At 67.2% G+C, this 25,332-nt stretch carries 21 protein-coding genes and 1 pseudogene; 17 read left to right on the top strand and 5 right to left on the bottom strand.

What is annotated here, in order from left to right; genetic code table 11:
• Positions 1–239: pseudogene (locus ACYJSS_RS24480) on the top strand (hypothetical protein); the annotation flags it as partial.
• Positions 240–330: 91 nt separating this feature from the next.
• On the opposite strand, the gene ACYJSS_RS24475 reads toward ACYJSS_RS24480, so the two are convergent.
• Both ACYJSS_RS24475 and ACYJSS_RS24470 read right to left on the bottom strand, forming a co-directional pair.
• Positions 331–1,554: a CaiB/BaiF CoA transferase family protein gene (locus ACYJSS_RS24475; RefSeq protein ID WP_111263332.1), complete on the bottom strand. Its 1,224-nt coding sequence runs from the start codon at positions 1,552–1,554 to the stop codon at positions 331–333.
• Positions 1,555–1,624: 70 nt separating this feature from the next.
• A complete protein-coding gene (locus tag ACYJSS_RS24470) occupies positions 1,625–2,806 on the bottom strand; it encodes an acyl-CoA dehydrogenase (protein ID WP_111263298.1) in 1,182 nt (393 codons plus the stop codon).
• A gap of 184 nt (positions 2,807–2,990) precedes the next feature.
• Between ACYJSS_RS24470 and ACYJSS_RS24465 the strand changes: the two genes are divergently transcribed.
• The 13 genes from ACYJSS_RS24465 (at position 2,991) to ACYJSS_RS24405 (ending at position 19,064) form a co-directional block, all read left to right on the top strand.
• Positions 2,991–3,899 (top strand): LysR family transcriptional regulator, encoded by a 909-nt coding sequence (locus tag ACYJSS_RS24465; protein WP_111263299.1) that lies wholly within the window; start codon positions 2,991–2,993, stop codon positions 3,897–3,899.
• A 213-nt stretch (positions 3,900–4,112) separates the two neighbouring features.
• On the top strand, positions 4,113–5,879 hold the full coding sequence (locus tag ACYJSS_RS24460; RefSeq protein ID WP_111263300.1) for a DUF1302 domain-containing protein: 1,767 nt from the start codon (positions 4,113–4,115) through the stop codon (positions 5,877–5,879).
• Between the two features lie 25 nt (positions 5,880–5,904).
• Positions 5,905–7,275, top strand: coding sequence for a DUF1329 domain-containing protein (locus ACYJSS_RS24455; protein ID WP_111263301.1), 1,371 nt, complete (start codon positions 5,905–5,907; stop codon positions 7,273–7,275).
• 177 nt (positions 7,276–7,452) lie between these two features.
• On the top strand, positions 7,453–10,011 hold the full coding sequence (locus tag ACYJSS_RS24450) for a LuxR C-terminal-related transcriptional regulator (RefSeq protein ID WP_236205133.1): 2,559 nt from the start codon (positions 7,453–7,455) through the stop codon (positions 10,009–10,011).
• A gap of 520 nt (positions 10,012–10,531) precedes the next feature.
• Complete coding sequence (locus ACYJSS_RS24445; RefSeq protein ID WP_173178211.1) at positions 10,532–11,653, top strand: Re/Si-specific NAD(P)(+) transhydrogenase subunit alpha; 1,122 nt, start codon at positions 10,532–10,534, stop codon at positions 11,651–11,653.
• A 12-nt stretch (positions 11,654–11,665) separates the two neighbouring features.
• Positions 11,666–11,980, top strand: a complete 315-nt coding sequence (locus tag ACYJSS_RS24440) for an NAD(P) transhydrogenase subunit alpha part 2 (RefSeq protein WP_021217425.1) — start codon at positions 11,666–11,668, stop codon at positions 11,978–11,980.
• A gap of 2 nt (positions 11,981–11,982) precedes the next feature.
• Positions 11,983–13,419, top strand: a complete 1,437-nt coding sequence (locus tag ACYJSS_RS24435) for an NAD(P)(+) transhydrogenase (Re/Si-specific) subunit beta (protein WP_236205132.1) — start codon at positions 11,983–11,985, stop codon at positions 13,417–13,419.
• Positions 13,420–13,682: 263 nt separating this feature from the next.
• Positions 13,683–15,176 (top strand): acetyl-CoA hydrolase/transferase family protein, encoded by a 1,494-nt coding sequence (locus tag ACYJSS_RS24430; protein ID WP_236205131.1) that lies wholly within the window; start codon positions 13,683–13,685, stop codon positions 15,174–15,176.
• A 311-nt stretch (positions 15,177–15,487) separates the two neighbouring features.
• A complete protein-coding gene (locus ACYJSS_RS24425) occupies positions 15,488–15,703 on the top strand; it encodes a DUF1127 domain-containing protein (RefSeq protein WP_111263305.1) in 216 nt (71 codons plus the stop codon).
• 252 nt (positions 15,704–15,955) lie between these two features.
• Positions 15,956–16,165 carry a DUF1127 domain-containing protein gene (locus ACYJSS_RS24420; RefSeq protein WP_111263306.1) on the top strand — a complete coding sequence of 70 codons (210 nt, stop codon included), beginning with the start codon at positions 15,956–15,958 and terminating at the stop codon, positions 16,163–16,165.
• Positions 16,166–16,264: 99 nt separating this feature from the next.
• Complete coding sequence (locus tag ACYJSS_RS24415; protein WP_111263307.1) at positions 16,265–16,582, top strand: DUF2388 domain-containing protein; 318 nt, start codon at positions 16,265–16,267, stop codon at positions 16,580–16,582.
• 182 nt (positions 16,583–16,764) lie between these two features.
• Positions 16,765–17,085 (top strand): DUF2388 domain-containing protein, encoded by a 321-nt coding sequence (locus ACYJSS_RS24410; RefSeq protein WP_111263308.1) that lies wholly within the window; start codon positions 16,765–16,767, stop codon positions 17,083–17,085.
• A 20-nt stretch (positions 17,086–17,105) separates the two neighbouring features.
• Complete coding sequence (locus tag ACYJSS_RS24405; protein WP_236205136.1) at positions 17,106–19,064, top strand: DUF7844 domain-containing protein; 1,959 nt, start codon at positions 17,106–17,108, stop codon at positions 19,062–19,064.
• Between the two features lie 402 nt (positions 19,065–19,466).
• Here ACYJSS_RS24405 and ACYJSS_RS24400 read toward each other — a convergent pair whose 3' ends face one another.
• A complete protein-coding gene (locus tag ACYJSS_RS24400; RefSeq protein WP_111263309.1) occupies positions 19,467–19,868 on the bottom strand; it encodes a GFA family protein in 402 nt (133 codons plus the stop codon).
• A 72-nt stretch (positions 19,869–19,940) separates the two neighbouring features.
• On the opposite strand from ACYJSS_RS24400, the gene ACYJSS_RS24395 reads away from it, so the two are divergent.
• The 3 genes from ACYJSS_RS24395 (at position 19,941) to ACYJSS_RS24385 (ending at position 23,350) form a co-directional block, all read left to right on the top strand.
• On the top strand, positions 19,941–20,912 hold the full coding sequence (locus ACYJSS_RS24395) for an AEC family transporter (protein ID WP_373874042.1): 972 nt from the start codon (positions 19,941–19,943) through the stop codon (positions 20,910–20,912).
• 262 nt (positions 20,913–21,174) lie between these two features.
• Positions 21,175–22,482 (top strand): CitMHS family transporter, encoded by a 1,308-nt coding sequence (locus tag ACYJSS_RS24390; RefSeq protein ID WP_111263311.1) that lies wholly within the window; start codon positions 21,175–21,177, stop codon positions 22,480–22,482.
• A gap of 106 nt (positions 22,483–22,588) precedes the next feature.
• The gene (locus ACYJSS_RS24385; protein ID WP_111263312.1) at positions 22,589–23,350 is read left to right on the top strand and encodes a TerC family protein; all 762 of its coding nucleotides are present in this window, start codon (positions 22,589–22,591) and stop codon (positions 23,348–23,350) included.
• A gap of 75 nt (positions 23,351–23,425) precedes the next feature.
• Here the strand turns inward: ACYJSS_RS24385 and prfH are convergent, their stop codons facing one another.
• Positions 23,426–24,040, bottom strand: a complete 615-nt coding sequence (prfH, locus tag ACYJSS_RS24380; protein WP_111263335.1) for a peptide chain release factor H — start codon at positions 24,038–24,040, stop codon at positions 23,426–23,428.
• Positions 24,040–25,176 carry an RNA ligase RtcB family protein gene (locus tag ACYJSS_RS24375; RefSeq protein ID WP_111263313.1) on the bottom strand — a complete coding sequence of 379 codons (1,137 nt, stop codon included), beginning with the start codon at positions 25,174–25,176 and terminating at the stop codon, positions 24,040–24,042. Before ACYJSS_RS24375 ends, prfH begins: the two co-directional genes overlap by 1 nt.
• Positions 25,177–25,332: the final 156 nt, after the last annotated feature.

Here is a 25,332-nt window from a genome sequence, read left to right as displayed (position 1 = left end):
TCTCAACCGAGGCCGCGCATTCTACAGCAGCCTTTCTTTCTGTCAAGCTGTTTTTCGAAGAATTTTTTCTTTCTACTCAACGACTTGCGCTTCAGTTGACTTCGTCTTCTTCAGCGAGGGGCGCATTCTACATCACCCCAGTACCGCGTCAAGTTGTTTTTGGAAAATTTCTTTTCGTTTCAACAACTTACTCGCTTCGGCGGAGCTTTCCGCTTCAGCGAGGCGCGCATTCTACATGAGCGGGGATGGGTGTAAACCCCCATTTTGAAAAAAGCTGAATCTTTTGTTCAAACGGTCAGGAATCCCCTTTCCCTCTATATATAGAAGGGATCAGATAACCTGCTTGTCGCGCAGCGTGGCTATAGCGCCGCCGTCCAGCCCCAGTACCCGCGCGAGCACCTCATCGGTGTGTTCGCCCAAGCGCGGCGGTGCGAGACGGTATTCGACAGGGGTGTCAGACAACCGCAGCGGACTCGCCACCTGGGCCACCAGCCCCGACAGCGCGTGCGGCAGCTCCACCTTCAAGCCACGGGCCAGCACCTGGGGATCCTCGAACACCGCCGCCAGGTCGTTGATCGGCCCACAGGGCACGCCAACCTCCTCCAGCGCCGCCACCCACTCGGCCGTGGTCTTGAACACGGTGGCCTGGCGGATCAGCGGGATCAGCTCGGCCCGGTTCGCCACCCGCGCCTTGTTGGAAGAAAAACGCGGGTCGTCGGCCCACTCCCGGTGGCCGGCGACCTCGCAGAACTTGCGGAACTGCCCATCGTTGCCGACGGTGAGGATGAAATCCCCGTCTGCGGTGGGGAAGTCCTGATACGGCACGATATTGGGGTGCGCATTCCCCAGCCGGCGAGGCGCGTTCCCCGTGGTGAGGTAGTTCATCGCCTGATTGGCCAGGCAAGCCACCTGCACGTCCAGCAGCGCCATGTCGATGTGCTGCCCACGCCCGGTCGTCCCGCGCGCGGTCAATGCAGCGAGGATGGCGACGGAGGAATACAGCCCAGTGAGGATATCGGTCAGGGCCACTCCCACCTTCACCGGACCGGCCCCCTCCTCGGCATCCGAACGCCCGGTCAGGCTCATCAGCCCACCCAGCCCCTGGATCATGAAGTCGTAGCCCGCGCGCTTGGCGTAGGGCCCGAACTGGCCGAAGCCGGTGATGGAGCAATAGATAAGGCGGGGATTGATCGCCTTCAGGGATTCGTAGTCCAGTCCATAGGCCGCCAGCCCGCCCACCTTGAAGTTCTCGATGAGGATGTCCGACTCCGCCGCCAGCTTGCGCACCAGCGCCTGCCCCTCCTCCTGAGTGAAATCGATGGTCACCGACTGCTTGTTGCGGTTCGCGGAAAGGAAGTACGCGGCCTCGCTGGTATCCCGGCCATCGGCGTCCTTCAGATAGGGCGGGCCCCAGGAGCGGGTGTCGTCCCCGGCCCCCGGTCGCTCGACCTTGATCACCTCGGCGCCGAGGTCGGCGAGTATCTGCCCGGCCCAGGGCCCGGCCAGCACACGGGAAAGATCGAGCACGCGGATATGCGAAAGGGCACCGGCCATGGAATCACCCAAAGGAGAAGGAAGGACAGGCACCACGCCCTCTATATATAGAGGGAGTGGCAACTCCGGATCAGAAGAACGCCTGGATACCGGTCTGCGCGCGGCCGAGGATCAGCGCGTGCACGTCATGGGTCCCCTCGTAGGTGTTGACCACCTCCAGGTTCACCAGGTGACGGGCGATACCGAACTCGTCGGAAATCCCGTTGCCGCCGAGCATGTCGCGGGCCAGGCGGGCGATGTCCAGCGCCTTGCCGCAGCTGTTGCGCTTCATGATGGAGGTGATCTCCACGGCGGCGGTGCCCTCGTCCTTCATACGACCCAGGCGCAGGCAACCCTGCAGGGCCAGGGTGATCTCGGTCTGCATATCGGCCAGCTTCTTCTGGATCAGCTGGTTGGCCGCCAGCGGACGACCGAACTGGTGGCGGTCCAGCACGTACTGGCGCGCGGTGTGCCAGCAGAACTCGGCGGCACCCAGGGCGCCCCAGGAAATGCCATAGCGGGCAGAGTTCAAGCAGGTGAACGGCCCCTTCAGGCCACGCACCTCGGGGAAGATGTTCTCCTCGGGGACGAACACGTTATCCATCACGATCTCACCGGTGATGGACGCCCGCAGGCCCACCTTGCCGTGGATGGCCGGCGCGCTCAGGCCTTCCCAGCCCTTCTCCAGCACGAAGCCACGGATATCGCCGGCATCGTCCTTGCCCCAGACCACGAAGACATCGGCAATCGGGCTGTTGGTGATCCACATCTTGCTGCCGGTCAGGCGGTAGCCGCCCTCCACCTTGCGCGCGCGGGTGATCATCGAACCCGGGTCGGAACCATGGTTCGGCTCGGTCAGGCCGAAGCAGCCGATCCACTCGCCGCTGGCCAGCTTCGGCAGGTACTTCTGCTTCTGCGCCTCGCTGCCGAATTCGTTGATCGGCACCATCACCAGGGAAGACTGCACGCTCATCATCGAGCGGTAGCCGGAGTCGATGCGCTCCACCTCGCGGGCGATCAGCCCATAGCACACATAGTTCAGGCCACTGCCGCCGTACTCCGCCGGGATGGTCGCGCCCAGCAGGCCGACCTCACCCATCTCGCGGAAGATCGCCGGGTCGGTCCTTTCATGGCGGAAGGCTTCCAGCACACGGGGAGCCAGCTTGTCCTGGGCGAACTGCTCGGCGCTGTCGCGCACCATGCGCTCCTCTTCCGTCAGTTGCTGGTCCAGCATCAGCGGGTCGATCCAGTTGAAAGAAGCCTTGGCAGCCATGGAGGAATCCTCGGTAAGCGGTGGATGCGGAACGGGTCGCGCCCGTCTTGTCGTATGCATTCATCCTAGACAGTGCCGGCCGCCAGGAGCAAACGAGGATTTCGCACCCTCTTGTGCTAATTTCTCACTCCGAAATCGCACGAGCCGCCGTTTACGCCACTCAATTGTGAGGCAGAGGTACAGCATGCGCCGCAAGATCCCCAGCACCAGTGCCTTGATCGCCTTCGAATCCGCCGCGCGGCACCAGAGTTTCACCAAGGCCGCCGAAGAACTGGCCCTGACCCAGAGCGCCATCTGCCGGCAGATCGGCGGGCTGGAGGAATTCCTCGGCCTGGAGCTGTTCCGCCGCTCGCGCCGTGGCGTGAAGCTCACCGAGGCCGGCCTCGCCTACTCCCGCCGCATCGCCACCCAACTCGACGCCGTGGAGCGCGACACCCTCGCCGTGATGGGCCAGCAGGGCGCGATGGCCATCGAACTGGCCGTAGTGCCCACCTTCGGCACGCAATGGCTGGTTCCCCGGCTGGCGGATTTCCAGCGCCTGCACCCGGAAGTGACGGTCAACCTCACCAACCGCACCCGTCCCTTCCTCTTCGCCGACACCGCCTTCGATGCCGCGCTCTACTTCGGCGACGCCGACTGGTCGGGCACCGAATCCCACTTCCTCATGCACGAACACTCGGTGCCGGTGTGCAGCCCGCGCCTGCTGGGTGGCCGCGAGCGCCTCAGCGCCAGCGAGATCGCCGGCCTTCCGTTGCTGCAACAGACCACCCGCCCCTATGCCTGGCGCCAGTGGTTCGGCTCCCTCGGCCTCAACGTCCCGCGTGACATGAGCGGCCCGCGCTACGAGCTCTTCTCCATGCTCGCCCAGGCGGCCACCCACGAGATGGGCATCGCGCTCATCCCGCCCTTCCTCATCCAGCGCGAACTGGCCGACGGCAGCCTGGTCGCCGCCCTGGACCACAGCTTCCGCAGCGACAAGGCCTATTACCTGATCATCCCCGAGCGCAAGGTCGAATCCGCCGCCCTGGGCGCCTTCCGCGACTGGCTGGTGGAAGCCGCGCGCCTCTACCGCCAGCAGGCCGGCCAGGACTGAGTCCACACGCCCGCCACTGTCACGCAAAGTAGCAGCCCGCCAGGCCGTATCGTCCCACCCGCTCCCCATCGCCCTGAAAAGCCCCCGCACAGGCCCGTGCGAGCGCTGGCATCACCCACCCGGGTGATGGGTGAAATCGCCCGTTCAGGCAGTTATGGGCAGACTTTCGGCTGATTAGCATGAGGCCTCCTTCATCCTTCACTGGAGAGCCGCATGACAACAAGAACAATGCGCGGAATCTTCCGGCCGCACGCGCTGGCCGCCGCCGTGGCACTGGGATTCACCGCCCCCTCGTACGCCGTCACCTTCAACATCGGGGAGATAGAAGCGCAGTTCGACTCATCGCTGTCGGTCGGCGCGAGCTGGGGCACCCGCGCGCCGGACCCGGAATTCATCTCCACCGCCAGCGGTGGCGAAGCGCTCTCGCGCACCTCCGACGACGGCCGCCTCAACTTCAAGAAGGGCGAGACCTTCTCGAAGATCTTCAAGGGCATCCATGACCTCGAACTGAAGTACGGCGACACCGGCGTCTTCATCCGCGGCAAATACTGGTACGACTTCGAGCTGAAGGACGAGCACCGCGAGTTCTACGACATCGACGACCACAACCGCAAAGAGGGCGCCAAGTCCTCGGGCGCGCAGATCCTCGACGCCTTCATCTACCACAACTACAACCTGGGCGACCTGCCCGGCAGCGTGCGCGTCGGCAAGCAGGTAGTGAGCTGGGGCGAGAGCACCTTCATCGGCAACTCGATCAACAGCATCAACCCCATCGACGCCGCCGCCTTCCGCCGCCCCGGGGCGGAGATCAAGGAAGGCCTCATTCCGGTCAACATGATCTACGTCTCCCAGAGCCTGACCGACAGCCTCTCGGCCGAAGCCTTCTACCAGCTGGAATGGGACCAGACGGTGGCCGACAACTGCGGCACCTTCTTCTCCACCTCCGACGTGGTCGCCGACGGCTGCACGGACCGCCTTATCGTCAACGGCCCCGACCTGCCGCCCGGCGTCTCCACCAACACCGGCGCCACCCTCTACATCCCCCGCGCCGGCGACAAGGACGCCCGCGACAGCGGCCAGTTCGGCGTCGCCCTGCGCTGGTTCGTGCCGGAGTTCAACGACACCGAGTTCGGTGCCTATGCGATGAACTACCACAGCCGCGGGCCGGTGTTCAGCACCATCCGCACCACCACCCCGAGCCTGGCGGTCATCCCCGGCGCGCCGGGTGCCCGCTACTTCATCGAATACCCCGAGGACATCCGCCTCTACGGCGTGAGCTTCCAGACCAACATCGAAGGCACCTCGGTCGCCGGCGAGCTCAGCTTCCGCCCCAACATGCCGCTGCAGCTCAACAGCACCGACCTGTCCTTCGCCGCCCTGGCCGTCCCCTCCTCGCCGATCTTCGAGAGTGGCCACGGCAGCAACACCGCCGGCGCCATCCTCCACGGCTACGAGCGCAAGCCCGTCACCCAGGCCCAGGTCACCGCCACCCAGTTCGTCGACCAGGTCATGGGCGCCAGCCGCCTGACCCTGGTGGCCGAGGTCGGCTACAACCACATCGGCGGCCTTGACGACGACATGGGCTCGCTGCGCTACGGCCGCGACCCGATCTACGGCCCCGGCCAGCTCTCCTCGCAAGCCACCTGCCTGGCGCTCACCGCCACCAGCCCGGCGCAGCGCGAGTGCAACGACAAGGGCTTCTACACCAGCAGCTCCTGGGGCTACCGCGCCCGCGCCGCCCTGGACTACAGCAACGTCTTCGCCGGCATCAACCTCACCCCCAGCCTCGCCTGGTCCCATGACGTCGACGGCTACGGCCCCAACTTCAACGAAGGCAGCAAAGCCATCAGCCTCGGCCTCAACGCCGAATACCAGAACACCTACACCGCCAGCCTCAGCTACACCGACTTCTTCGGCGGCCACTACAACACCACCACTGACCGCGACTTCATCGCCCTCAGTTTCGGCCTGAACTTCTGATCAACGACCGCATAGGACTCGCACAATGAGAACCACAAGAATCCTGCAAGGCGGTGTGCTGGCCCTCAGCCTGCTGGCCGCCACCGTGATGGCCGCGGTATCGCCCGACGAAGCCGCCAAGCTCGGCACCAGCCTCACCCCGCTGGGCGCCGAGAAGGCCGGCAACGCCGACGGCAGCATCCCCGAATGGACCGGTGGCCTGCCCAAAAACGCCGCCGCCATCGACGCCAACGGCTTCCTCGCCGACCCCTTCGCCAGCGAGAAACCGCTGTTCACCATCACCGCCGCCAACGCCGCGCAGTACAAGGACAAGCTCTCCGAAGGCCAGCTGGCGATGTTCAAGCGCTACCCCGAGACCTACAAGATCCCGGTCTACACCACCCACCGCACCGCCGCCGCGCCGGACGCCATCTACGCCGCCGCCAAGCAGAGCGCCCTCAACACCCAGCCGGTGGACGGCGGCAACGGCCTGTCCAACTTCGCCGCCAGCCACTACTACGCCTTCCCGATTCCCAAGGACGGCGTCCAGGTGCTGTGGAACCACATCACCCGCTACCGTGGCGGCAACGCCCGGCGCCTGGTGGTGCAGGTCACCCCGCAAACCAACGGCTCCTTCTCCCCGGTGCAGTTCCAGGACGAAGTCGCCTTCCCCGGCGACATGAGCGACCTCGACCAGGACAAGGCCGCCAACATCCTCCTCTACTTCAAGCAGCGGGTCCTCGCGCCCTCGCGCCTGGCCGGCAACGTGCTGCTCGTCCACGAGACCATCGACCAGGTCAAGGAGCCGCGCCTGGCGTGGATCTACAACGCCGGCCAGCGTCGCGTGCGCCGGGCGCCGCAGGTCGCCTACGACGGCCCAGGCACCGCCGCCGACGGCATGCGCACCGCCGACAACTTCGACATGTTCTCCGGCGCGCCCGACCGCTACGACTGGAAGCTCATCGGCAAGAAGGAGATGTACATCCCCTACAACAGCTACAAGCTCGACTCCACCTCCCTCAAGTACAAGGACATCGTCCAGGCCGGCCACATCAACCAGGACCTGACCCGCTACGAGCTGCACCGCGTCTGGGAAGTCGAGGCCACGCTGAAAGCCGGCGAACGCCACATCTACGCCAAGCGCCACATGTACATCGATGAAGACAGCTGGCAGGTCGCCCTGGTCGATCACTACGACGGTCGCGGCCAGCTGTGGCGCGTCGGCGAAGGCCACGCCGAGTACCACTACGGCCAGCAGGTCTCCGGCTACACCCTGGAAGCCCTGTACGACATCATCGCCGGCCGCTACATCGCCCTGGGCCTGAAGAACGAGGAGAAACACGGCACCGAGTTCGGCTTCAAGGCCAGCGGCGCCGACTACACCCCGGCCGCCCTGCGCAACGCCGGCATCCGCTGACCGAACCAAGGCTCCAACCGCTGCAAGCGCGCCCCGGCATGCCCGGGGCGCGTGCATTGCGGGGCTGCGTTATGGCGCACAATCATTCGCGGCCATAGCGCTTCACCTGCCGCTGCCTTGGGTCTAGTCTCAATGACCACGGTTCATCCCATAACAACAACATCCGCGAGAACCGCCATGCCCCGCAGCAGCTCCGGCGTTCCGTCCGTTCGCGCCCCCCACCCCAGCATCCCGCGCCTGCCGCCGGCCCATGTGCCGCGCCCCCGGCTGACCGAACGCCTGCTCGCCGAACAGAGCCGCCTGCGCCTGCTCTGCGCCCCGGCCGGCTTCGGCAAGAGCGTGCTGTTCAGCGAATTGCTGCTGGGCCTGCGCGACCCCGGCCAGGTGCTCTGGCTCAACCTCGCCGGCCAGCCCCTGCACCCCGAACAGCTGCTCGCGCAGATCGCCGGCGCCCTGCAGCGCCCGGTTCCCGACCTGCCCGCGCCACTCGCCCTGCTGCAACTGCTCGATGGCGGCGGCAAGCCGCTGTGGCTGGTGCTCGACGACTACCCGAGCCAGCCCCCGGCGGAACTCGATGCCTGCATCGACCAACTGCTCGCCCGCGCCCTGCCCAACCTGCAGCTGCTGGTCAGCGCCCGCCAGCGGCCGGACTGGAACCTGCCACGCCTGCTGCTGGCCGGCGAACTGCAGGAACTGGACGCCACCCACCTGGCCCTGACCCGCGACGAACTGGAGCGCCTGGTCGACCAGCTCGCCCCCCAGGCCAGCGAAGCCCAGCGCGAGGAACTCTGGCAGGAGAGCGAAGGCTGGTGCGCCGGCGCCCGCCTGCAGCTGTCCAGCCGCAATCACCCGCACGGCCCCGGCACCGCTGCCGCCGCCAGCCATTGCTGGCTCAAGGAATACCTCGACCACGAACTGCTCGCCCGCCTGGGTGACGAGGAAGCCCGCTGCCTGTTCGCGCTGGTCCACCTGCCCAAGGTCTCCGCCGAACTGTGCCGCCAGCTGTGGGAGGAAAGCGACGGCGCCGAGCTGTTCTCGCGCCTGCTCGCCCGCCAGGCCTTCTGCATGCCGCTGGACGAGGACGGCCACTGGTACCGCGTGCTGCCCGCCGTGGCCAAGGTCCTGCACAACCGCATCTCGGCGACCGCCGCGGCCCACCTGCACCTGGCTGCGTGCCGGGTGTTCATCGCCGCCGGCCAGGTGGAAGACGCCATCGAACAAGCGCTGTGCGCCGGGCAACCGGAAGTCGCCGCCAACTACCTCGAACACCTCGGCCAGGAATGGCTCACCGGCGAGCAGCACCTCGCCCACCTGCTCGCCTGGCGCAGCCGGCTCCCCGCCCTGCTGCTGGAGAGCACGCCACGCCTGCTCACCCTCAACGCCTGGGCCCTGCTCCTGGCCTGGCGCCTTGACGAAGCCGAGGACTGCATCCACAAGCTCGGCCGCTTCCTGCCCCAGGCCGACGGCCGCCGCAACCGCAAGCTGCTGGCCAACTGGCAGGCCCTGCACGGCGTACTCGGCGCCCTGCGCGGCCGCCCCGGTCAGGACGCCGCGCTGCACTGCCAGCAAGCCCTGGAGCACCTGCCCGAGCGGGACTGGATGCCGATCCTGCTGTGCCACTCCGCCCTCGCCCGCATCGCCATGGCCAGCGGCCAGCCCGACCTCGCCCCGGTGCGCCTGCACGACGCCCTGGAGATCGCCCGGCGCCAGGGCAGCCTGCTGTTCGAAACCCTGATCAACCTCGACCGCACCCGCCTGCTGCTGCTGCGCGGCGAGTTCGCCCGCGCCCAGGGGCTGGTCACCCAGAGCTTCGCCCTGATCGGCCAGCGCAAGGCGGTGGACGGCCTGCTGCTCGGCCGCCTGCACCTGATCCAGGGCGAACTGCACCTGATCCACGGCCGCCTCGACGACGCCGAGACCGAGCTGCGCATCGGCCTGGAACAGGCCCTGGAATGCGCCGACCCCTTCGCCCTGCATGGCTACCTCGGCCTCGCCGAACTCCGCTCGCGGCGCGGCGAGTTCGACCAGGCCTTCGTCCACCTGCGTGATGCCGAGCGGGAAATGCATTGCCGCCAGGTCTGGCGCCTGTCCTTCAACGGCGTGCTCAGCCTGCAGAGCATGCGCGTGCTCGCCCGCCAGCAGCGCTGGGACCGCGTCGAACCGGTGGGCCTGCGCATCCAGCGCTACTTCGAGGGCGACAGCCCCTGGATGCCACCGCTGGACTACCCCACCCTGCCGTTGCGCAACCTGCTCCTGCTGGCCCGGGGGCACCTGGCGGCGGGCCGCGCCGAACAGGCCGAGGCGATGCTGCGCCCCCTGCTGCAGCGCTGCGAATTCCTCCAGTACCGGCCGCTGGCCTGCGAAGTCGGCCTGGCGCTGGCCGAGGCGGCCCGCTGGCTCGGCCTGGACGATGCCGCCAACCTGGAGCGCGAGACTCGCCAGCAAGCCACCAACCTCGGCATGCAGGGCCTGCTGCAGGAGTGGCCCGCCGCCGGCCAGCCCGGCGAGCGCAGCGGTGCGACGGGTGCGGGCGACCACAGCAACCTGCTCAGCCAGCGCGAACGCTCGGTCCTGCAGCTGCTCGCCGAGGGCTTCTCCAACCAGGAGATCGGCAGCTACCTGTTCATCTCGGTGAACACGGTGAAAACCCACACCAAGAAGATCAACAGCAAGCTCGGCGTGAAGCGCCGCACCCAGGCGGTGATGCGCGCCAAGAGCCTCGGCCTGCTGGTTTGAGGCGCAACCGCGACAATCCACCACAGGGCGCGTCCGTCCTTCCTGCACTTCCCCCTCTGGAATGGGCTTTTCGGTGATATTTGACCCTGTAGTCAATTATTCATCAAAGCTACACAAGCCCCGTTTTCCAGACACTTATGGCAACTATAAAAAACGCTGACTAACAGTCGCGCCGCCAATGACGGCAGGATGTCGCGGCCTCCCAGTGGGTCGGGCATGGCCTGATGGACATCCATTCATGTCAGGGATGTCATTCCCCGCCCACAGGGCCTCCGGATAGGCTGCGCAGCCAGTCCGGACGGCGCTTTGAATCAAATGGCCGCTTTCCCGGTCAATTGGTGACTTGTAGTTACTGCCGCGTTTGACTTCAGAACTTCTTGAAGCACTCGCGGTTCGCCTGCAAAATGCCGCGCCCGCCGGTCAGCACGCAGTGCACCGAGCGGTTTTGTGCTGATCCGCCCCCGCCAGAGCGCCAACGTAGTGCGCTGGTCAATCACAACGATCACGCAGGAGAATTTACGTGCACATCGGTGTTCCTCTCGAAACCCTGGCCGGTGAAACGCGGGTAGCCGCGACTCCCGAGACCATCAAGAAACTGATCGGCCAAGGCCATCAGGTCACCGTCCAGAGCGGTGCCGGCGTCAGCGCCAGCATCACCGACGCGGCCTATGAAGCCGTCGGCGCCACCCTCGGCAGCGACGCCGCCGCCTTCGGTGCCGACCTGGTGCTGAAGGTCGTCGCCCCGTCCGACGCCGAACTGGCCCTCATGAAGGCCGGCGCCGTGCTGGTCGGCATGCTCAACCCGTTCAGCAACGAGACCATCGCGCGCATGAATGCCCGCGGCATCACCGCCTTCGCCCTCGAAGCGGCGCCGCGCACCTCCCGCGCCCAGAGCCTCGACGTGCTGTCGTCCCAGGCCAACATCGCCGGCTACAAGTCCGTGCTGCTGGCTGCGCACCACTACCCGCGCTTCATGCCGATGCTGATGACCGCCGCCGGCACCGTGAAGGCCGCGCGCATCCTCATCCTCGGTGCCGGTGTCGCCGGCCTGCAGGCCATCGCCACGGCCAAGCGCCTGGGTGCGGTGATCGAGGCGTCCGACGTGCGCCCGGCCGTGAAGGAGCAGATCGAATCCCTCGGCGCCAAGTTCGTCGACGTGCCCTTCGAGACCGATGAAGAGCGCGAATGCGCCCAGGGTGTCGGCGGTTACGCCCGCCCGATGCCGGCCTCCTGGATGGAGCGCCAGGCCAAGGCCGTGCACGAGCGCGCCAAGCAGGCCGACATCGTCATCACCACCGCGCTGATCCCGGGCCGCAAGGCCCCGACCCTGCTGCACGAGGCGACCGTCGCCGAAATGAAGCCGGGCTCCGTGGTCATCGACCTGGCGGCGGCCCAAGGCGGCAACTGCCCGCTGACCGAAGCCGAGCAGGTGGTGGTCAAGCACGGCGTCACCATCGTCGGCTACAGCAACCTGGCGGCCCTGGTGCCGGCGGATGCCTCGGCCCTCTATGCGCGCAACCTGCTGGACTTCCTCAAGCTGGTCATCGACAAGGACGGCCAGTTCCACGTCAACCTCGAAGACGACATCGTCGCCGCGTGCCTGATGTGCCGCGACGGGCAAGTCGTCCGCACCAACGGCTAAGGGGCAGCGGACATGGATATGATTTCTGACGGCATCTACAACCTGATCATCTTCGTGCTGGCGATCTACGTCGGCTACCACGTGGTCTGGAACGTGACCCCCGCCCTGCACACCCCGCTGATGGCCGTGACCAACGCCATCTCGGCGATCGTGATCGTCGGCGCCATGCTGGCCGCCGCCCTCACCGTCACCCCGCTGGGCAAGGCCATGGGCACCCTGGCCGTGGCCCTGGCCGCGGTCAACGTCTTCGGTGGCTTCCTGGTCACCCGACGCATGCTGGAAATGTTCAAGAAGAAAGCGCCCAAGGCGTCGGCGGAGAAGCACTGACCATGAGCATGAACCTGATCACTGTTCTCTACCTCGTCGCCTCGGTGTGCTTCATCCAGGCACTGAAGGGCCTGTCGCACCCGACCACGTCCCGTCGCGGCAACCTGTTCGGCATGATCGGCATGGCCATCGCGGTGTTCACCACCGTCGGCCTGATCTACAAGCTCGGCGCTGAGCTCGCCACCCAGGGCATCGGCTACGTCATCGTCGGCCTGCTGGTCGGCGGCACCGCCGGCTCGGTCATGGCCAAGCGCGTCGAAATGACCAAGATGCCGGAGCTGGTCGCCTTCATGCACAGCATGATCGGCCTGGCCGCCGTGTTCATCGCCATCGCCGCCGTGGTCGAACCCCAGTCCCTGGGCATCGTCGCCACCCTGGGCGACGCCATTCCCAAGGGCAACCGCCTGGAACTGTTCCTCGGTGCAGCCATCGGTGCCATCACCTTCTCCGGTTCGGTGATCGCCTTCGGCAAGCTCTCGGGCAAGTACAAGTTCCGCCTGTTCCAGGGTGCCCCCGTGGTGTTCAAGGGCCAGCACATGGTCAACCTGGCCGTCGGCCTGGCGATCCTCGGCCTGGGCCTGTACTTCACCTTCACCGGTGACATCCGCGCCTTCGCCCTGCTGGTGGCCCTGGCCTTCGTCATCGGCGTGCTGATCATCATCCCGATCGGCGGCGCCGACATGCCGGTGGTGGTGTCGATGCTCAACAGCTACTCGGGCTGGGCGGCCGCCGGCATCGGCTTCTCGCTGAACAACTCGATGCTGATCATCGCCGGTTCGCTGGTGGGCTCCTCGGGCGCGATCCTCTCCTACATCATGTGCAAGGCGATGAACCGCTCGTTCTTCAACGTCATCCTCGGCGGCTTCGGTGCCGATGCGGATGCCGGCGCCGCCACCGGCAGCAAGGAGCAGCGCCCCGTTAAGTCGGGCTCCTCCGACGACGCGGCCTTCCTGCTGACCAACGCCGACACCGTCATCATCGTTCCCGGCTACGGCCTGGCGGTGGCCCGTGCCCAGCACGCGCTGATGGAACTGGCCGAGAAGCTGACCCACCGTGGCGTGACCGTGAAGTACGCGATCCACCCGGTCGCCGGCCGCATGCCGGGCCACATGAACGTCCTGCTGGCCGAGGCCGAAGTGCCGTACGAGCAGGTGTTCGAGATGGAAGACATCAACTCCGAGTTCGGCCAGGCCGACGTGGTCCTGGTGCTCGGCGCCAACGACGTGGTCAACCCGGCTGCGAAGAACGATCCGAAGTCGCCGATCGCCGGCATGCCGATCCTCGAGGCCTACAAGGCCAAGACCGTGATCGTCAACAAGCGCTCGATGGCCAGCGGCTACGCCGGCCTGGACAACGAACTGTTCTACCTCGACAAGACCATGATGGTCTTCGGCGACGCCAAGAAGGTCATCGAAGACATGGTCAAGGCGGTCGACTGACCCCTGCCCCGCACCACCGAAAACCCCGGCCACGCGCCGGGGTTTTCTTTCATGAGCCCCAGGGAGCAAGAGACCACACCGTAGGATGGGTAGAGCGAAGCGAAAGCCATCGCCAAGCCGTGCCGAATCGCGAATGAATTCGCTCCTACCTCCTTTCGTACCCTCCATTCATGCGCGCGCTCTTCGACCTTGGTATAGAAGGCGCCGGCCCGGAGAGCCCCTAGACTGCGCGGCTCGTCTCCCCCGTTGCCCGAGGTTCCCCCATGCACCCTGATCGCGTACGCCTGCCCTCGCTGCTGGGCAAGGTAATGAGTGCGGCCGATGCCGCATCCCTCATCGAAGACGGCATGACCATCGGCATGAGCGGCTTCACCCGCGCCGGCGAGGCCAAGGCCGTGCCGCGCGCGCTGGCCGAGCGCGCCAAGCAGCAGCCGCTGCAGATTACCCTGATGACCGGGGCAAGCTTGGGCAACGACCTCGACAAGCAACTCACCGAAGCCGGCGTGCTGGCCCGGCGCATGCCCTTCCAGGTGGACAGCACCCTGCGCAAGGCGATCAACGATGGCAGCGTCATGTTCATCGACCAGCACCTGTCGGAAACCGTCGAACAGCTGCGCAACCACCAGCTCAAGCTGCCGGACATCGCCGTGATCGAAGCCGTGGCCATCACCGAGGAGGGCCACATCGTGCCCACCACCTCGGTGGGCAACTCCGCCAGCTTCGCCATCTTCGCCAAGCGCGTGATCGTCGAGATCAACCTGGCCCACGACACCAACCTCGAAGGCCTGCACGACGTCTACATCCCTACCTACCGGCCGACCCGCACGCCCATCCCGCTGACCCGCGTGGACGACCGCATCGGCACCACCGCCATCCCGATCCCACCGGAGAAGATCGCCGCCATCGTCTTCACCGAACAGCCGGACTCGCTCTCCACCGTGCTGCCGCCCGATGCCGAGACCCAGGCCATCGCCGACCACCTGATCGGCTTCTTCGCCCGCGAGGTCGAGGCCGGGCGCCTGTCCAACAGCCTGGCGCCCCTGCAGGCCGGCATCGGCAGCATCGCCAACGCCGTGATGTGCGGGCTGATCGACTCGCCCTTCGAAGACCTCAGCATGTACTCCGAGGTGCTGCAGGACTCAACCTTCGACCTGATCGACGCCGGCAAGCTGCGCTTCGCCTCCGGCAGCTCCATCACCCTCTCCGCGCGCCGCAACGCCGATGTCTTCGGCAACCTCGAGCGCTACAAGGACAAGCTCGTGCTGCGCCCGCAGGAGATATCCAACCACCCCGAAGTGGTGCGGCGCCTGGGCATCATCGGCATCAACACCGCCCTGGAGTTCGACATCTACGGCAACGTCAACTCCACCCACGTCGGCGGCACCAGGATGATGAACGGCATCGGCGGCTCGGGGGACTTCGCCCGCAACGCCCACCTGGCCATCTTCGTCACCAAATCCATCGCCAAGGGCGGCGCCATCTCCAGCGTCGTGCCCATGGTCAGCCACGTGGACCACACCGAGCACGACGTCGACATCCTCGTCACCGAACAGGGCCTGGCCGACCTGCGCGGCCTGGCCCCGCGCGAACGCGCCCGGGCGATCATCGACCACTGCGTGCACCCGGACTACCGTGCGGCACTGGACGACTACTTCGAGCGCGCCTGCGCCAAGGGCGGGCACACCCCCCATCTGTTGCGCGAAGCCATGGACTGGCACATCAACCTGGAAGAAACCGGGCGCATGCTCGCCAGCTGAATCGGTACAGCGGACTTTTTGCTGACGAACAGGTCAAAAAACAGCTCCCGGTAAAAGGCCAACTGTACTGCTGCCAATCCCTGCCGAAGTTCGCTTCGGCAGTGAAAAATCCGGTTTCCCGTCGTTCGCCGAGGGTTTCAACGGGGCACCAATACAGCTGATCGAAATTTCGCAGGCACAGTTAGTTAGCTTGCTCAGTACCACCCGTACAATTTCAGTCAGCTGTGACTACTGGGTCGTTTGTTCTGGACAGAAAATAGGCACCAGACAAACCCCTCTAGCCCCGCCACAAGCGGGAAGGAAGCGCCACCATGGAACGTACCCTCAGTTCCGACCTGATCCTCAGCTCCTCCGAATCCAGCGCCAAGGCCTCCTGGCCGCTGCGCGTCATCTCCACCCTGCTGATGTGGCAGCGTCGCATCTCCAGCCGCCATCAGCTCGCGATGCTCGACTCCCGCCTGCTGGCCGATGCCGGCATCAGCGAGGCGCAGCGCGAACTGGAGCTGAACAAGCCCTTCTGGCGCTAAGCCCGAAGCGGCGCCAGCCGCACTGCAACACCTGACAGAACCCGCCGCAGAGGTATCGCCGGCGGGTTTCGTTTTTTCGGGGCCTCGAAACGCGAACGGAACAGCCCGGCGCAATAAGGCCGATACAGTTGCCGCCACGCAGCCACTGACCCAATACAATTGCGCCCCGCTGTCCCTGCCGCCAAGCGCTGCGGCGCGCGAACATGGTCTCCCATAACCCGAACCCGCCCTGGAGCGGGAAGGAAGACCGCCATGGAACGCAGCTTCGTTTCCCCTGCCCCCGCCGAATCCCCCCGGCAGCGCACCCCGCTGGCCATCCGCCTGTTCGCCCGCGTAGCCGAATGGCAGCGCAACATGCGCACCCGCCATCAACTGGCACAGCTGAACGCGCAGCAACTGGCGGATATCGGGCTCAGCGAGTGCGACCGCAGCCAGGAGCTGGACAAGCCCTTCTGGCGCTAGGCGCTGCCGCCACTGGAACGACTCCCGCCGCTTCGCTAGGCTCTACGCCACGGGGCGCTGCGCGTGCAGCGCCCTTCGTCCCGCACAGGAGTTATCCCCATGCCCCTCTCCCGCCTGCTCGGCGCAGCCGCACTGCTGGCCCTGGCCACCAGCGCCTCGGCCACCAGCTTCGTGGTCACCACCGATGCCGTCGTCGGTGCCCTCGGCGCCACCTTCGATGCCACCTCGGACGTCACCTCTTCCCTGCGCGACGACAAGCTCGTCCTCGCCGCCCGTGACGACGCCGCCAGCTTCGTCGCAAGCGCAGGCGACATCCGTGGCGCACGCCTGGAAGCCGCACTCGTGCACATCCGCAGCCTCCAGCCGCAGCTGCAGGCCAGCGACCTGCAACTGGCCCAGGCCATCCTCGCCCTGTGACGCCCTTCCCGGCGGGCGCTCCCCGCGCCTGCCGGCCCTGGCCGTGAACCCCGCATTCCGCTAGCCTTGGCGCCCGCCGCGCCCCGGGCCCGGCGCCCCCCTGCGCCGCTTCGCTCGGTTTGAACTGCGCCTGGGGTTTTCCGTCCAATGACCCGTACAGTTTTCACCTTCGGAGAGATCCAATGCGTCGCACGCTGATTGCCGCCGCCACCGCCCTCACCCTCGTCGCCGGCGCCGTCCAGGCACAGACCCTGGTTGCCACCAGCAACATCATCGTCCGCGCCTTCGGCCGCAGCATCGACTTCACCTCCGATACCACCACCTCAATCCGCGACATGAAGGTGATCCGCGAAGCCCGCGACGACGCCGCCAGCTTCGTCGCCAGCGCGGGCGACATCCGCGGCGTCCAGCTGGAAGCCGCCTTCAACACCCTGCGCGAGCGCCTGCCGGAGGCCCGCGACGCCAGCGACGAGACCCTGGCCCAGGCCATCCTCGCGCTCTGACCGCCGTCTTGGCCGTGCGCCTGCCCACTGTCCTGCGCCGGGTTTGCCTGGCGGGGTTGCTGGCGAGCGCAACAGTTCGGGCCGATTTGCAACTGGACCTGAACAGTGACGGCCTGAGCGCGCCCCAGCGCCAGGCCAGCCAAGCGTTGCTGGATGAAGCCCTCGCCGCCCTGCCACCGAGCTTCGTCCAGCGCCTCGACCGCCGCGTCGAGGTCGCCTGGGCCGATGACCTGCCCGACAACGCCTACGGCCGCGCCACCCGCATCGACGCCCTCGACCTCAACCGCGCCCTGCTGCCGGCCCTGGCCGATGGCAGCGCCGCCACCGAGAAGACCCACCGCCCCCACGGCACCGTGCGCCGCGAACTGCTGGCCACCGTCCTCCATGAACTCACCCACCTCTACGACCGCGCCCGCTGGCGCACCCCGGCCGAGCGCAGCCTGCAGTTCCGCTGTGGCCTGTCTGCCGGCAGCACCGGCCTGGTGGGGCAGCGCGGCGAATGCCGGGGGCAGGTGGCGCGGCGCTCCAGCCTCAGCGACGACCCGCGCCTGCTCGACCTCGCCGGCTGGCCGCAACGGGTCGGCCGGCGCGGTGACCGCGAGGCGGAGAACCACCAGGTCGCGCGCAGCCCGGATCTCTACGAGCTGAGCAACCCGCGCGAATTCATCGCGGTGAACATGGAGTACTTCCTTCTCGACCCCGCCTTCGCCTGCCGCCGCCCGGCGCTGTACCGCTACCTGCGCCAGCACTTCGGCTGGGCCCCCGCGCAGCAGGCCGAGTGCGCCGGGGAGCTGGCCTACCTCAACGCCGGACGCGACTTCGGGCGCGAACCCCTGGGGCGCCTCGACCCCGAGCGGGTCTATGAAGTGGACTACCTGTTCGCCGAAGCCAACGACAACTGGGTCAGCCGCTGGGGCCACAGCATGCTGCGCCTGGTCATCTGCGCCCCCGGCCGGCCACGCGGTCCCGACTGCCGCCTCGACCTCGACCAGCACCTGGTGCTGTCCTACCGCGCCTTCGTCGGCGACGTGCAGCTCTCCAGCTGGGACGGCCTCACCGGCGCCTACCCCTCGCGCCTCTTCGTGCTACCGCTGTCCCAGGTGATCGACGAATACACCAAGGTGGAAATGCGCAGCCTCGCCTCGGTGCCGCTCAAGCTCGACCGCGAGCAGGTGGAGCAACTGGTGGAGCGCGCCGCGGAGATGCACTGGAGCTACGACGGCGACTACTGGTTCCTCTCCAACAATTGCGCGGTGGAAACCCTCAAGCTGCTACGCAGCGGCACCGACGACCCGCGCCTGAGCGACCTCGACAGCATCATGCCCAACGGCCTGCTGGCCCTGCTGGAAGGGCGCGGCGTGGCCGACCCGGAACCGCTGCGCGACCCGAGGGAAGCCCTGCGCCTGGGCTACCGCTTCGACTCCTTCCGCGACCGCTACCAGGCCATGTTCAGCATTGCCCGCGAGCGCCTGAAGCTGCCGCAAGCCGACGTGGAAACCTGGCTCGACCTGCCCGGCGACCAACGCCGCCCCTGGATCGCCGACGCCGACCTGCGCGCCAGCGCCGCCCTGCTGCTGCTGGAGCAGGCGGCCATGCGCAAGCAGATGCTGCTGGCCCAGGACGAACTCAAGCGCCGTTACCTCGACAGTCGCGAGAAGCTAGGCAATGCCGAATTCTCCCGGGCCGGCGGCACCCTGGAGCAGATCCTCGCCAACAGCGGCTTCCTCAGCCGCCCGGCGGACATGCTCGAAGGCGGCTACGGCCTGCCCCAGGCCAGCGAGTGGCAGCGCCTGGAGGCCGAGAGCAACAGCCGCCAGCAGAAGCTGCGCAGCCTCACCGACGACCTCGACCGCGAAGTGCGCCACCTGATCGACCCGCGCATCCTCGCCGAACTGGACGCCGTGCAACTCAACCTCGACCAGCTCAGCGCACACCTGCGCCAGCTGCACAAGGACGCCGGCGGGCTCGAGCTGCCCTGACGGTTTTCCCCGCGTCTAACCCCACCGGTGGGCTGAAGCCCACCCTACGATCAAGGCGCAGGCCGATAGGGAATGACTTGCGCCGGAAACCATCCGCGTGGGTTTCGCTCCGCTCTACCCACCCTACCTGGCGGGGCCACGCCGTGGCATGAACCCCGCAGGTCGGGGGCAACCCGGCGTTTCGTGCACAGAACCTTCGTGGGTTTCACCCGCCCTGCGCAGGCGCTGCCGTGACGGATGACCACACCGTAGGATGGGTTGAGCGAAGCGATACCCATCACCACGATGGTGAATGCGATGAGGGACATCCCCCAAGCGCAAGGCGTCCAGGGCGGCTTTGTATCCGCTCGGCCCGATTGTTCCGTGACCCCGTTGTTTAGCCACAGGGGCGGCATGGGCCGGCTACAGGGTTTCTTCCTGCTCTTCCGGCAGGCCCGGGTCCAGGTGCAGCCAGGGCAGGCGGCTGCGCACCCAGATGTGCCGGTCCGGCAGGGCCTCGGCCACGTCGTCCAGGGTGGCGATGGTCACGTCCATGGTGCCGGGGGCCTGCTGGGTGAAGAGGCCGAGCAGGCAGCCGCAGCCACCGCAGAAATAGCGCGAGCAGCCGGGGGAGGAGTGGTACTGCGCCGGCTCGCCACGGGTCCAGGTGAAGGACGCCAGCGGCACGCTGATCCAGGTGGTGACGATGCCGCCGCTGGTGCGCCGGCAGTCCGAGCAGTGGCAGTGGGCGATATCGGTGAGCGGGGCGTCGAAGCGGTAGCGCAGCCGCCCGCAATGGCAGCCGCCCATATGGACCTGGGTCATGGGTACGTCCTCCTGTGCAGTGGGAAAACCTAGACGCTGGAGAGCGCCTCGGCCAATGGTCGGCTTGCGCATGTGCGCGGCGTTGCACAAGATGGCCGCCTCCCGACCGGACCACCGGAACCCGATGTGACCACACTGCTGGCAGCCCTCTGGCCCCTCTTCGCCCTGATCGTCGGCGGCTACGCGCTACGCCTGAAGGGCTTCCCCGGCGATGCCTTCTGGCCCGCCGCCGAACGCCTGAACTACTTCATCCTGTTCCCCGCCCTGCTGTTCAGCAGCCTGGCCACGGCGCCGCTGGACAACCCCGCGCTGCCGCGCCTGGCCCTGGCGGTGCTGCTGGGCCTGGGCGTCGGCTGGGTCGCCCTGCTCCTGGCCCGCCGCGTGATGGGCTGGCCGGCGGCACGCTTCGGCGCCATCACCCAGGGCGTGCTGCGCTTCAACACCTACCTGGGGCTGGCGGCCATCGGCAGCCTGTTCGGCAAGGAGGGCCTGGCCATCGCCGCCCTGATGCTGGCGCTGATGGTGCCGACGGTGAACCTGCTGTCGGTGTGGTCGCTCACCGCCGAGCGCGGCGTCAGCGCCAGGGGCCTGCTGCTGCCGATGGTGAAGAATCCGCTGATCCTCGCCTGCCTCGCCGGCGCCGCCTACAACCTCGCCGGCCTGGGCCTGGGTGGCGGCATAGACCGGCTGCTCAACCTGCTGGCGGTGGCCAGCCTGCCCCTGGGCCTGCTCTGCGTCGGTGCGGCGCTGCAGCCCCGCGAGCTGGGCGGCGAGCTGCCCGCCCTGGGCTGGAACTGCGCGGTGCGCCTGCTGGCCATGCCCGCCCTGGCCTTCGCCGTGGCGTACCTGCTCGGGCTGCCGGCCATGGAGAGCAGCATCCTGGTACTGTTCTTCGCCCTGCCGACGGCACCCACCGCCTATGTGCTGACCCGCCAGCTGGGCGGCGACGGCCACCTGATGGCGGGCATCATCACCCTGCAGACGCTGCTTTCCGGCGCCACGCTGGTGGCCGTGCTGGCGCTGCTGCAGGCTGGGCCGGGCTGACCGCCCGTCCGGATTTCGCGGCACGTTCACCGCCCGTTCGCCGCGAAAGCTGGCTGAAAGCTTCGCCCCTTAGCATCGCCCCACCGCCGGCGAAGACCGGCCGCCGGGCGCTGCATCCGCTACGCCCGGCAACCCCGACAACAACAAGATGGGTGATTGCCATGCTCCGCTCCTGCCGCCTCCACGGCCTCGTTCCGCCCCCTCTCCGTACCCGACCCGCGCGCTGATCCAGCCCCGCCCTCGCCCTCGTCCGGAGATTCCCATGCTGACCTTCCTCGGCTTCGCCATGGTCATGACCTTCATGTACCTGATCATGACCAAGCGCCTGTCCGCACTGATCGCGCTGATCATCGTCCCCATCGCCTTCGCCCTGCTCGGCGGCTTCGCGGCCGGCATCGGCCCGATGATGCTGGAGGGCATCGGCAAGCTCGCGCCCACCGGCGTGATGCTGATGTTCGCCATCCTCTACTTCGCCCTGATGATCGACTCCGGGCTGTTCGACCCCGCCGTGCGCGCCATCCTGCGCCTGGTCAAGGGCGACCCGCTGAAGGTCTCGGTGGGCACCGCCGCCCTGGCGCTGATCGTCTCCCTCGACGGTGACGGCGCCACCACCTACATGATCTGCGTGGCCGCCCTGCTGCCGCTCTACAGCCGCCTGGGCATGAGCCCGCTGATCATGGCGGGGCTGATCATCCTCGCCGGCGGCATCATGAACATGACCCCCTGGGGCGGCCCCACCGCCCGCGCCGCCAGCGCCCTGCACGTGGACCCGTCGGACATCTTCGTGCCGATGATCCCGGCCATGATCGCCGGCTCCCTGGCCCTGTTCGGCCTGGCCTGGGCCTACGGCAAGCGCGAGCGCGCGCGCCTCGGCGTGCTGCAGCTGCCGGACGAGCCGGCCGCCCACGACGAGATCAGCGTCTCCCAGTACCCGGAAGCGCGCCGGCCGAAACTCTTGTGGGTGAACGCGGCGCTGACGGCCGCGTTGATGGTGACGCTGATCGCCGGCCTGCTGCCGCTGCCGGTGCTGTTCATGATCGCCTTCAGCATTGCCATGATCATCAACTACCCCTGCCTGCAGCAGCAGAAGGAGCGCGTCGCGGCCCATGCCGGCAACGTGCTGGCGGTGGTGGGGCTGATCTTCGCCGCCGGCATCTTCACCGGCATCCTCACCGGTACCGGCATGGTGGAAGCCATGTCCAAGAGCCTGCTGGCGGTGATCCCGCCCTCCCTCGGGCCCTACATGGCGGTGATCACGGCGCTGGTGAGCATGCCCTTCACCTTCTTCATGTCCAACGACGCTTTTTATTACGGCGTGTTGCCGGTGCTCGCCGAGGCGGCGGCCCATTACGGCATCAGCCCGGTGGAGATGGCGCGGGCCTCCATCGTAGGCCAGCCGGTGCACCTGCTCAGTCCGCTGGTGCCTTCCACCTACCTGCTGGTGGGCCTGGCGAAGATCGAATTCGGCGACCACCAGCGCTTCACGTTGAAGTGGGCGGTGATGATCTGTCTGTGTATCCTGCTCGCCGCACTGTTACTCGGCGTGTTCCCGCTGTTCGGTACACACTGAACCGCAGGCGACGCGCCCTCGCCGAAGCCGGAAATGCGCCTGCGCACGTTCCGGCTTCGTCGTGCTCCAACCCCCTGACCGCTGAAACACACGAGGAATCCGCATCATGGAATGGCTGACCAGCCCGGAAATCTGGGTCGCCTTCTTCACCCTGACCGCCCTGGAGATCGTCCTGGGCATCGACAACATCATCATGATCGCCATCCTCGTGGGCCGCATGCCGCCGCACATGCAGGCGCGCACCCGCTTCTTCGGCCTGGCGCTGGCGATGGTCACCCGCATCCTCCTGCTGCTGTCGATCACCTGGATCATGCGGCTCACCGCCGACCTGTTCCATATCTTCGGCCAGGGCATCTCCGGACGCGACCTGATCCTGTTCTTCGGCGGCCTGTTCCTCCTATGGAAGAGCAGCACCGAGATGTACCACAGCCTCGAAGGCGAGGATGAAACCGAGCAGCCGCAGGCCGGCGGCGTCGCGCGCAACTTCATCGGCACCATCATCCAGATCGCCATCATCGACATCGTGTTCTCCCTGGACTCGGTGATCACCGCCGTGGGCATGGTTTCCCATGTGCCGGTGATGGTCGCCGCGATCATCGTCGCCGTGCTGGTGATGATGGCCGCCGCCGGCACCATCAGCGACTTCATCGACAAGCACCCGAGCCTGAAGATGCTGGCGCTGTCCTTCCTGGTGGTGGTCGGCACCGTGCTCATCGCCGAGTCGTTCGAAGTCCACGTGCCCAAGGGCTACGTCTACTTCGCCATGGCCTTCTCCCTGGCCGTGGAAGCGCTGAACATCCGCATGCGCACCGCACGCGGGCGCAAGGAAGACCCGGTCAAGCTGCGCAAGGACATCCCGGGGGAATAAGCACGGGCGTGACCGCCAGCTGAAACGAGAACGGGGCCGAATGGCCCCGTTTTTTGTGGGTGGGTAGAAGCCGGCTCACACCGGTTCGAAGCGTTCGCCTCGAAAGCAGCGCACCGGGTTGCCCCGTTCCACCCGGTGGTGGAACAGGCGACGTTCCGCACGCAGGGCGCCGTCCGCCTCTTCGGCCCGCTGCGCCAGGCGCTGGCCGATGAGGAGGATGGCCAGGCGCTTGTTGGCGTGCTGGCTGCGCTCGCTCTGCACCTTGACGCTGATGCCGCTGGCCAGGTGGGTGGCGCGCACCGCCGAGTCGGTGGTGTTGACGTGTTGCCCGCCGGGGCCGGAGGCGCGCAGGGCTTCGAAGCGGATCTCGCCTTCCAGGCTGGCCGGTGGCGCGGCGAACCGCGCCCCGCCGAAGAACCAGTTCTTGCGCCCGTGGTTGGGCCGGTAGGGGCTGGGGCAGGTCCATTGCAGGGAGCCTTCCCAGCGCCCGGCCAGCGCGTCCGAATGCGCGCCTTCCAGGGCCAGGAGCACGGAAGCGAGCGTGCCGCGACGCGCACCCTCCTCCCGCTCCAGTACCTGGACGCGCACCTGCCGCTGCGTGGCTTCGTCCAGCAGCCGCTGCAGCGCCTTGGCCACCGCCAGGGCGCATTCGTCCGGCCCCTGGGCCGCCGAGAGTTGCAGGAGGATCATCAGCAGCACCCTCCGCGCGTCTTGTAGGTCAGCACCGGCTTGAGCCGCGCCAGCACCTGCACCAGCCCGGCATCGCGCAGGGCGCCGACCACCGAGTCGATGGCCTTGTAGGCTTCCGGCGCTTCCTCGTAGATCAGCGCGCGGTCGGCGCAGATCACCCGGCTGCCCAGGGCGGTGCGTTCCAGCTGCTCGACGCTGTAGCGCTTGGCGAGGCGGTCCTTGCACTCGCTGCGCATCCATTTGCGCCCGGCGCCGTGGGCCAGCGAGAGCAGGCTGCGCTCGTCGGCCACCGGTGCCACCAGGTAGCTGTAGTCGCCCCGGGAGCCGGGGATGACCATCACGCCCTGGTCCGCCGGCGTGGCGCCCTTGCGGTGCAGCCAGCCGTCGACGCCGCCGATGGTCGCGGCGGAGACGAGGTTGTGGTTCACGTCCAGCAGTTGCTCGCCGTCGGCGCGCAGGCGGTCCAGCATGCGTCGGGCGATCAGTTGCCGGTTGGCCTCGGCGAAGCGCAAAGCGCCGTCGTGGCGGGCCAGGTAGTGCTCGGCCTCCAGGCTACCGGCTTCCAGGCCGGCGTGGCTGAAGCGGTCCACCTGCTCACGCAGGATGGCTTCGCCCAGGCCGCGCGAGCCGCTGTGCACCAACAGGAGCAGGTGCTTGCGGTCGATGCCCAGGCCCGCCAGGGCCTCCTCGTCATAGGCTTCGTCGAGCTGCTGCAGCTCGGCGAAGTGGTTGCCGCCGCCGATGGTGCCCAGGGAGCGCTCGTGTCCGCAGGGCGGCAGGCCGAAGGCGGCGATCGCCTCCTGCCAGTTGTCGTCCAGCGGTGCGTCGAGGGAGCCCAGGCGCTTCTCCAGCTTGTCGAGGTGGAGCTTGGCGACGGGGATGTCGGTGCGCCAGAAGGCCATGCCGCAGCCGATGTCGTTGCCCACCAGCGCCGGGTAGAAGCGGCCGCTGGAGAAGAACGCGGCGCCCACCGGGTAGCCACGTCCCGGGTGCAGGTCCGGCATGCCGGCCACCCGTTGCATGCCCGGCAGGCGGGCGGTGGTTTCAAGTTGCTGGATCGCTTTTCCTTCGATCCAGGTGTCGTCCGCGGCGATCAGGGTGATGCCGTCGGCCAGATTGCGAATGCAAGTGCCCATGGTCCAATCCAAATGGGTTGAAACGAAAAATGCTTGGATTTGGCAGGTCTGGGTCGGGCAGTGCGGAACCGTCGCGAAGAAGGACGGAAGAAGCGTTTAAGCCAGGCGCGACCTGCAAAGGGTGATCAGTGTTTGCATGATGGACCTCCTTTTGCT

The organism is Pseudomonas sp. No.21 (assembly GCF_054558415.1).
The sequence above is the reverse complement of the archived record's forward strand: the minus strand, read 5'-3'. Positions and strand labels throughout refer to the sequence as shown.

Excerpts from the sequence above, each read along its gene's own strand:
- ACYJSS_RS24475 (WP_111263332.1), bottom strand. The coding sequence starts at position 1,554 with ATGGCCGGTGCCCTTTCGCATATCCGCGTGCTCGATCTTTCCCGTGTG.
- ACYJSS_RS24470 (WP_111263298.1), bottom strand. The coding sequence starts at position 2,806 with ATGGCTGCCAAGGCTTCTTTCAACTGGATCGACCCGCTGATGCTGGAC.
- ACYJSS_RS24465 (WP_111263299.1), top strand. The coding sequence starts at position 2,991 with ATGCGCCGCAAGATCCCCAGCACCAGTGCCTTGATCGCCTTCGAATCC.
- ACYJSS_RS24460 (WP_111263300.1), top strand. The coding sequence starts at position 4,113 with ATGACAACAAGAACAATGCGCGGAATCTTCCGGCCGCACGCGCTGGCC.
- ACYJSS_RS24455 (WP_111263301.1), top strand. The coding sequence starts at position 5,905 with ATGAGAACCACAAGAATCCTGCAAGGCGGTGTGCTGGCCCTCAGCCTG.
- ACYJSS_RS24450 (WP_236205133.1), top strand. The coding sequence starts at position 7,453 with ATGCCCCGCAGCAGCTCCGGCGTTCCGTCCGTTCGCGCCCCCCACCCC.
- ACYJSS_RS24440 (WP_021217425.1), top strand. The coding sequence starts at position 11,666 with ATGGATATGATTTCTGACGGCATCTACAACCTGATCATCTTCGTGCTG.
- ACYJSS_RS24435 (WP_236205132.1), top strand. The coding sequence starts at position 11,983 with ATGAGCATGAACCTGATCACTGTTCTCTACCTCGTCGCCTCGGTGTGC.
- ACYJSS_RS24430 (WP_236205131.1), top strand. The coding sequence starts at position 13,683 with ATGCACCCTGATCGCGTACGCCTGCCCTCGCTGCTGGGCAAGGTAATG.
- ACYJSS_RS24425 (WP_111263305.1), top strand. The coding sequence starts at position 15,488 with ATGGAACGTACCCTCAGTTCCGACCTGATCCTCAGCTCCTCCGAATCC.
- ACYJSS_RS24420 (WP_111263306.1), top strand. The coding sequence starts at position 15,956 with ATGGAACGCAGCTTCGTTTCCCCTGCCCCCGCCGAATCCCCCCGGCAG.
- ACYJSS_RS24415 (WP_111263307.1), top strand. The coding sequence starts at position 16,265 with ATGCCCCTCTCCCGCCTGCTCGGCGCAGCCGCACTGCTGGCCCTGGCC.
- ACYJSS_RS24410 (WP_111263308.1), top strand. The coding sequence starts at position 16,765 with ATGCGTCGCACGCTGATTGCCGCCGCCACCGCCCTCACCCTCGTCGCC.
- ACYJSS_RS24400 (WP_111263309.1), bottom strand. The coding sequence starts at position 19,868 with ATGACCCAGGTCCATATGGGCGGCTGCCATTGCGGGCGGCTGCGCTAC.
- ACYJSS_RS24390 (WP_111263311.1), top strand. The coding sequence starts at position 21,175 with ATGCTGACCTTCCTCGGCTTCGCCATGGTCATGACCTTCATGTACCTG.
- ACYJSS_RS24385 (WP_111263312.1), top strand. The coding sequence starts at position 22,589 with ATGGAATGGCTGACCAGCCCGGAAATCTGGGTCGCCTTCTTCACCCTG.
- prfH (WP_111263335.1), bottom strand. The coding sequence starts at position 24,040 with ATGATCCTCCTGCAACTCTCGGCGGCCCAGGGGCCGGACGAATGCGCC.
- ACYJSS_RS24375 (WP_111263313.1), bottom strand. The coding sequence starts at position 25,176 with ATGGGCACTTGCATTCGCAATCTGGCCGACGGCATCACCCTGATCGCC.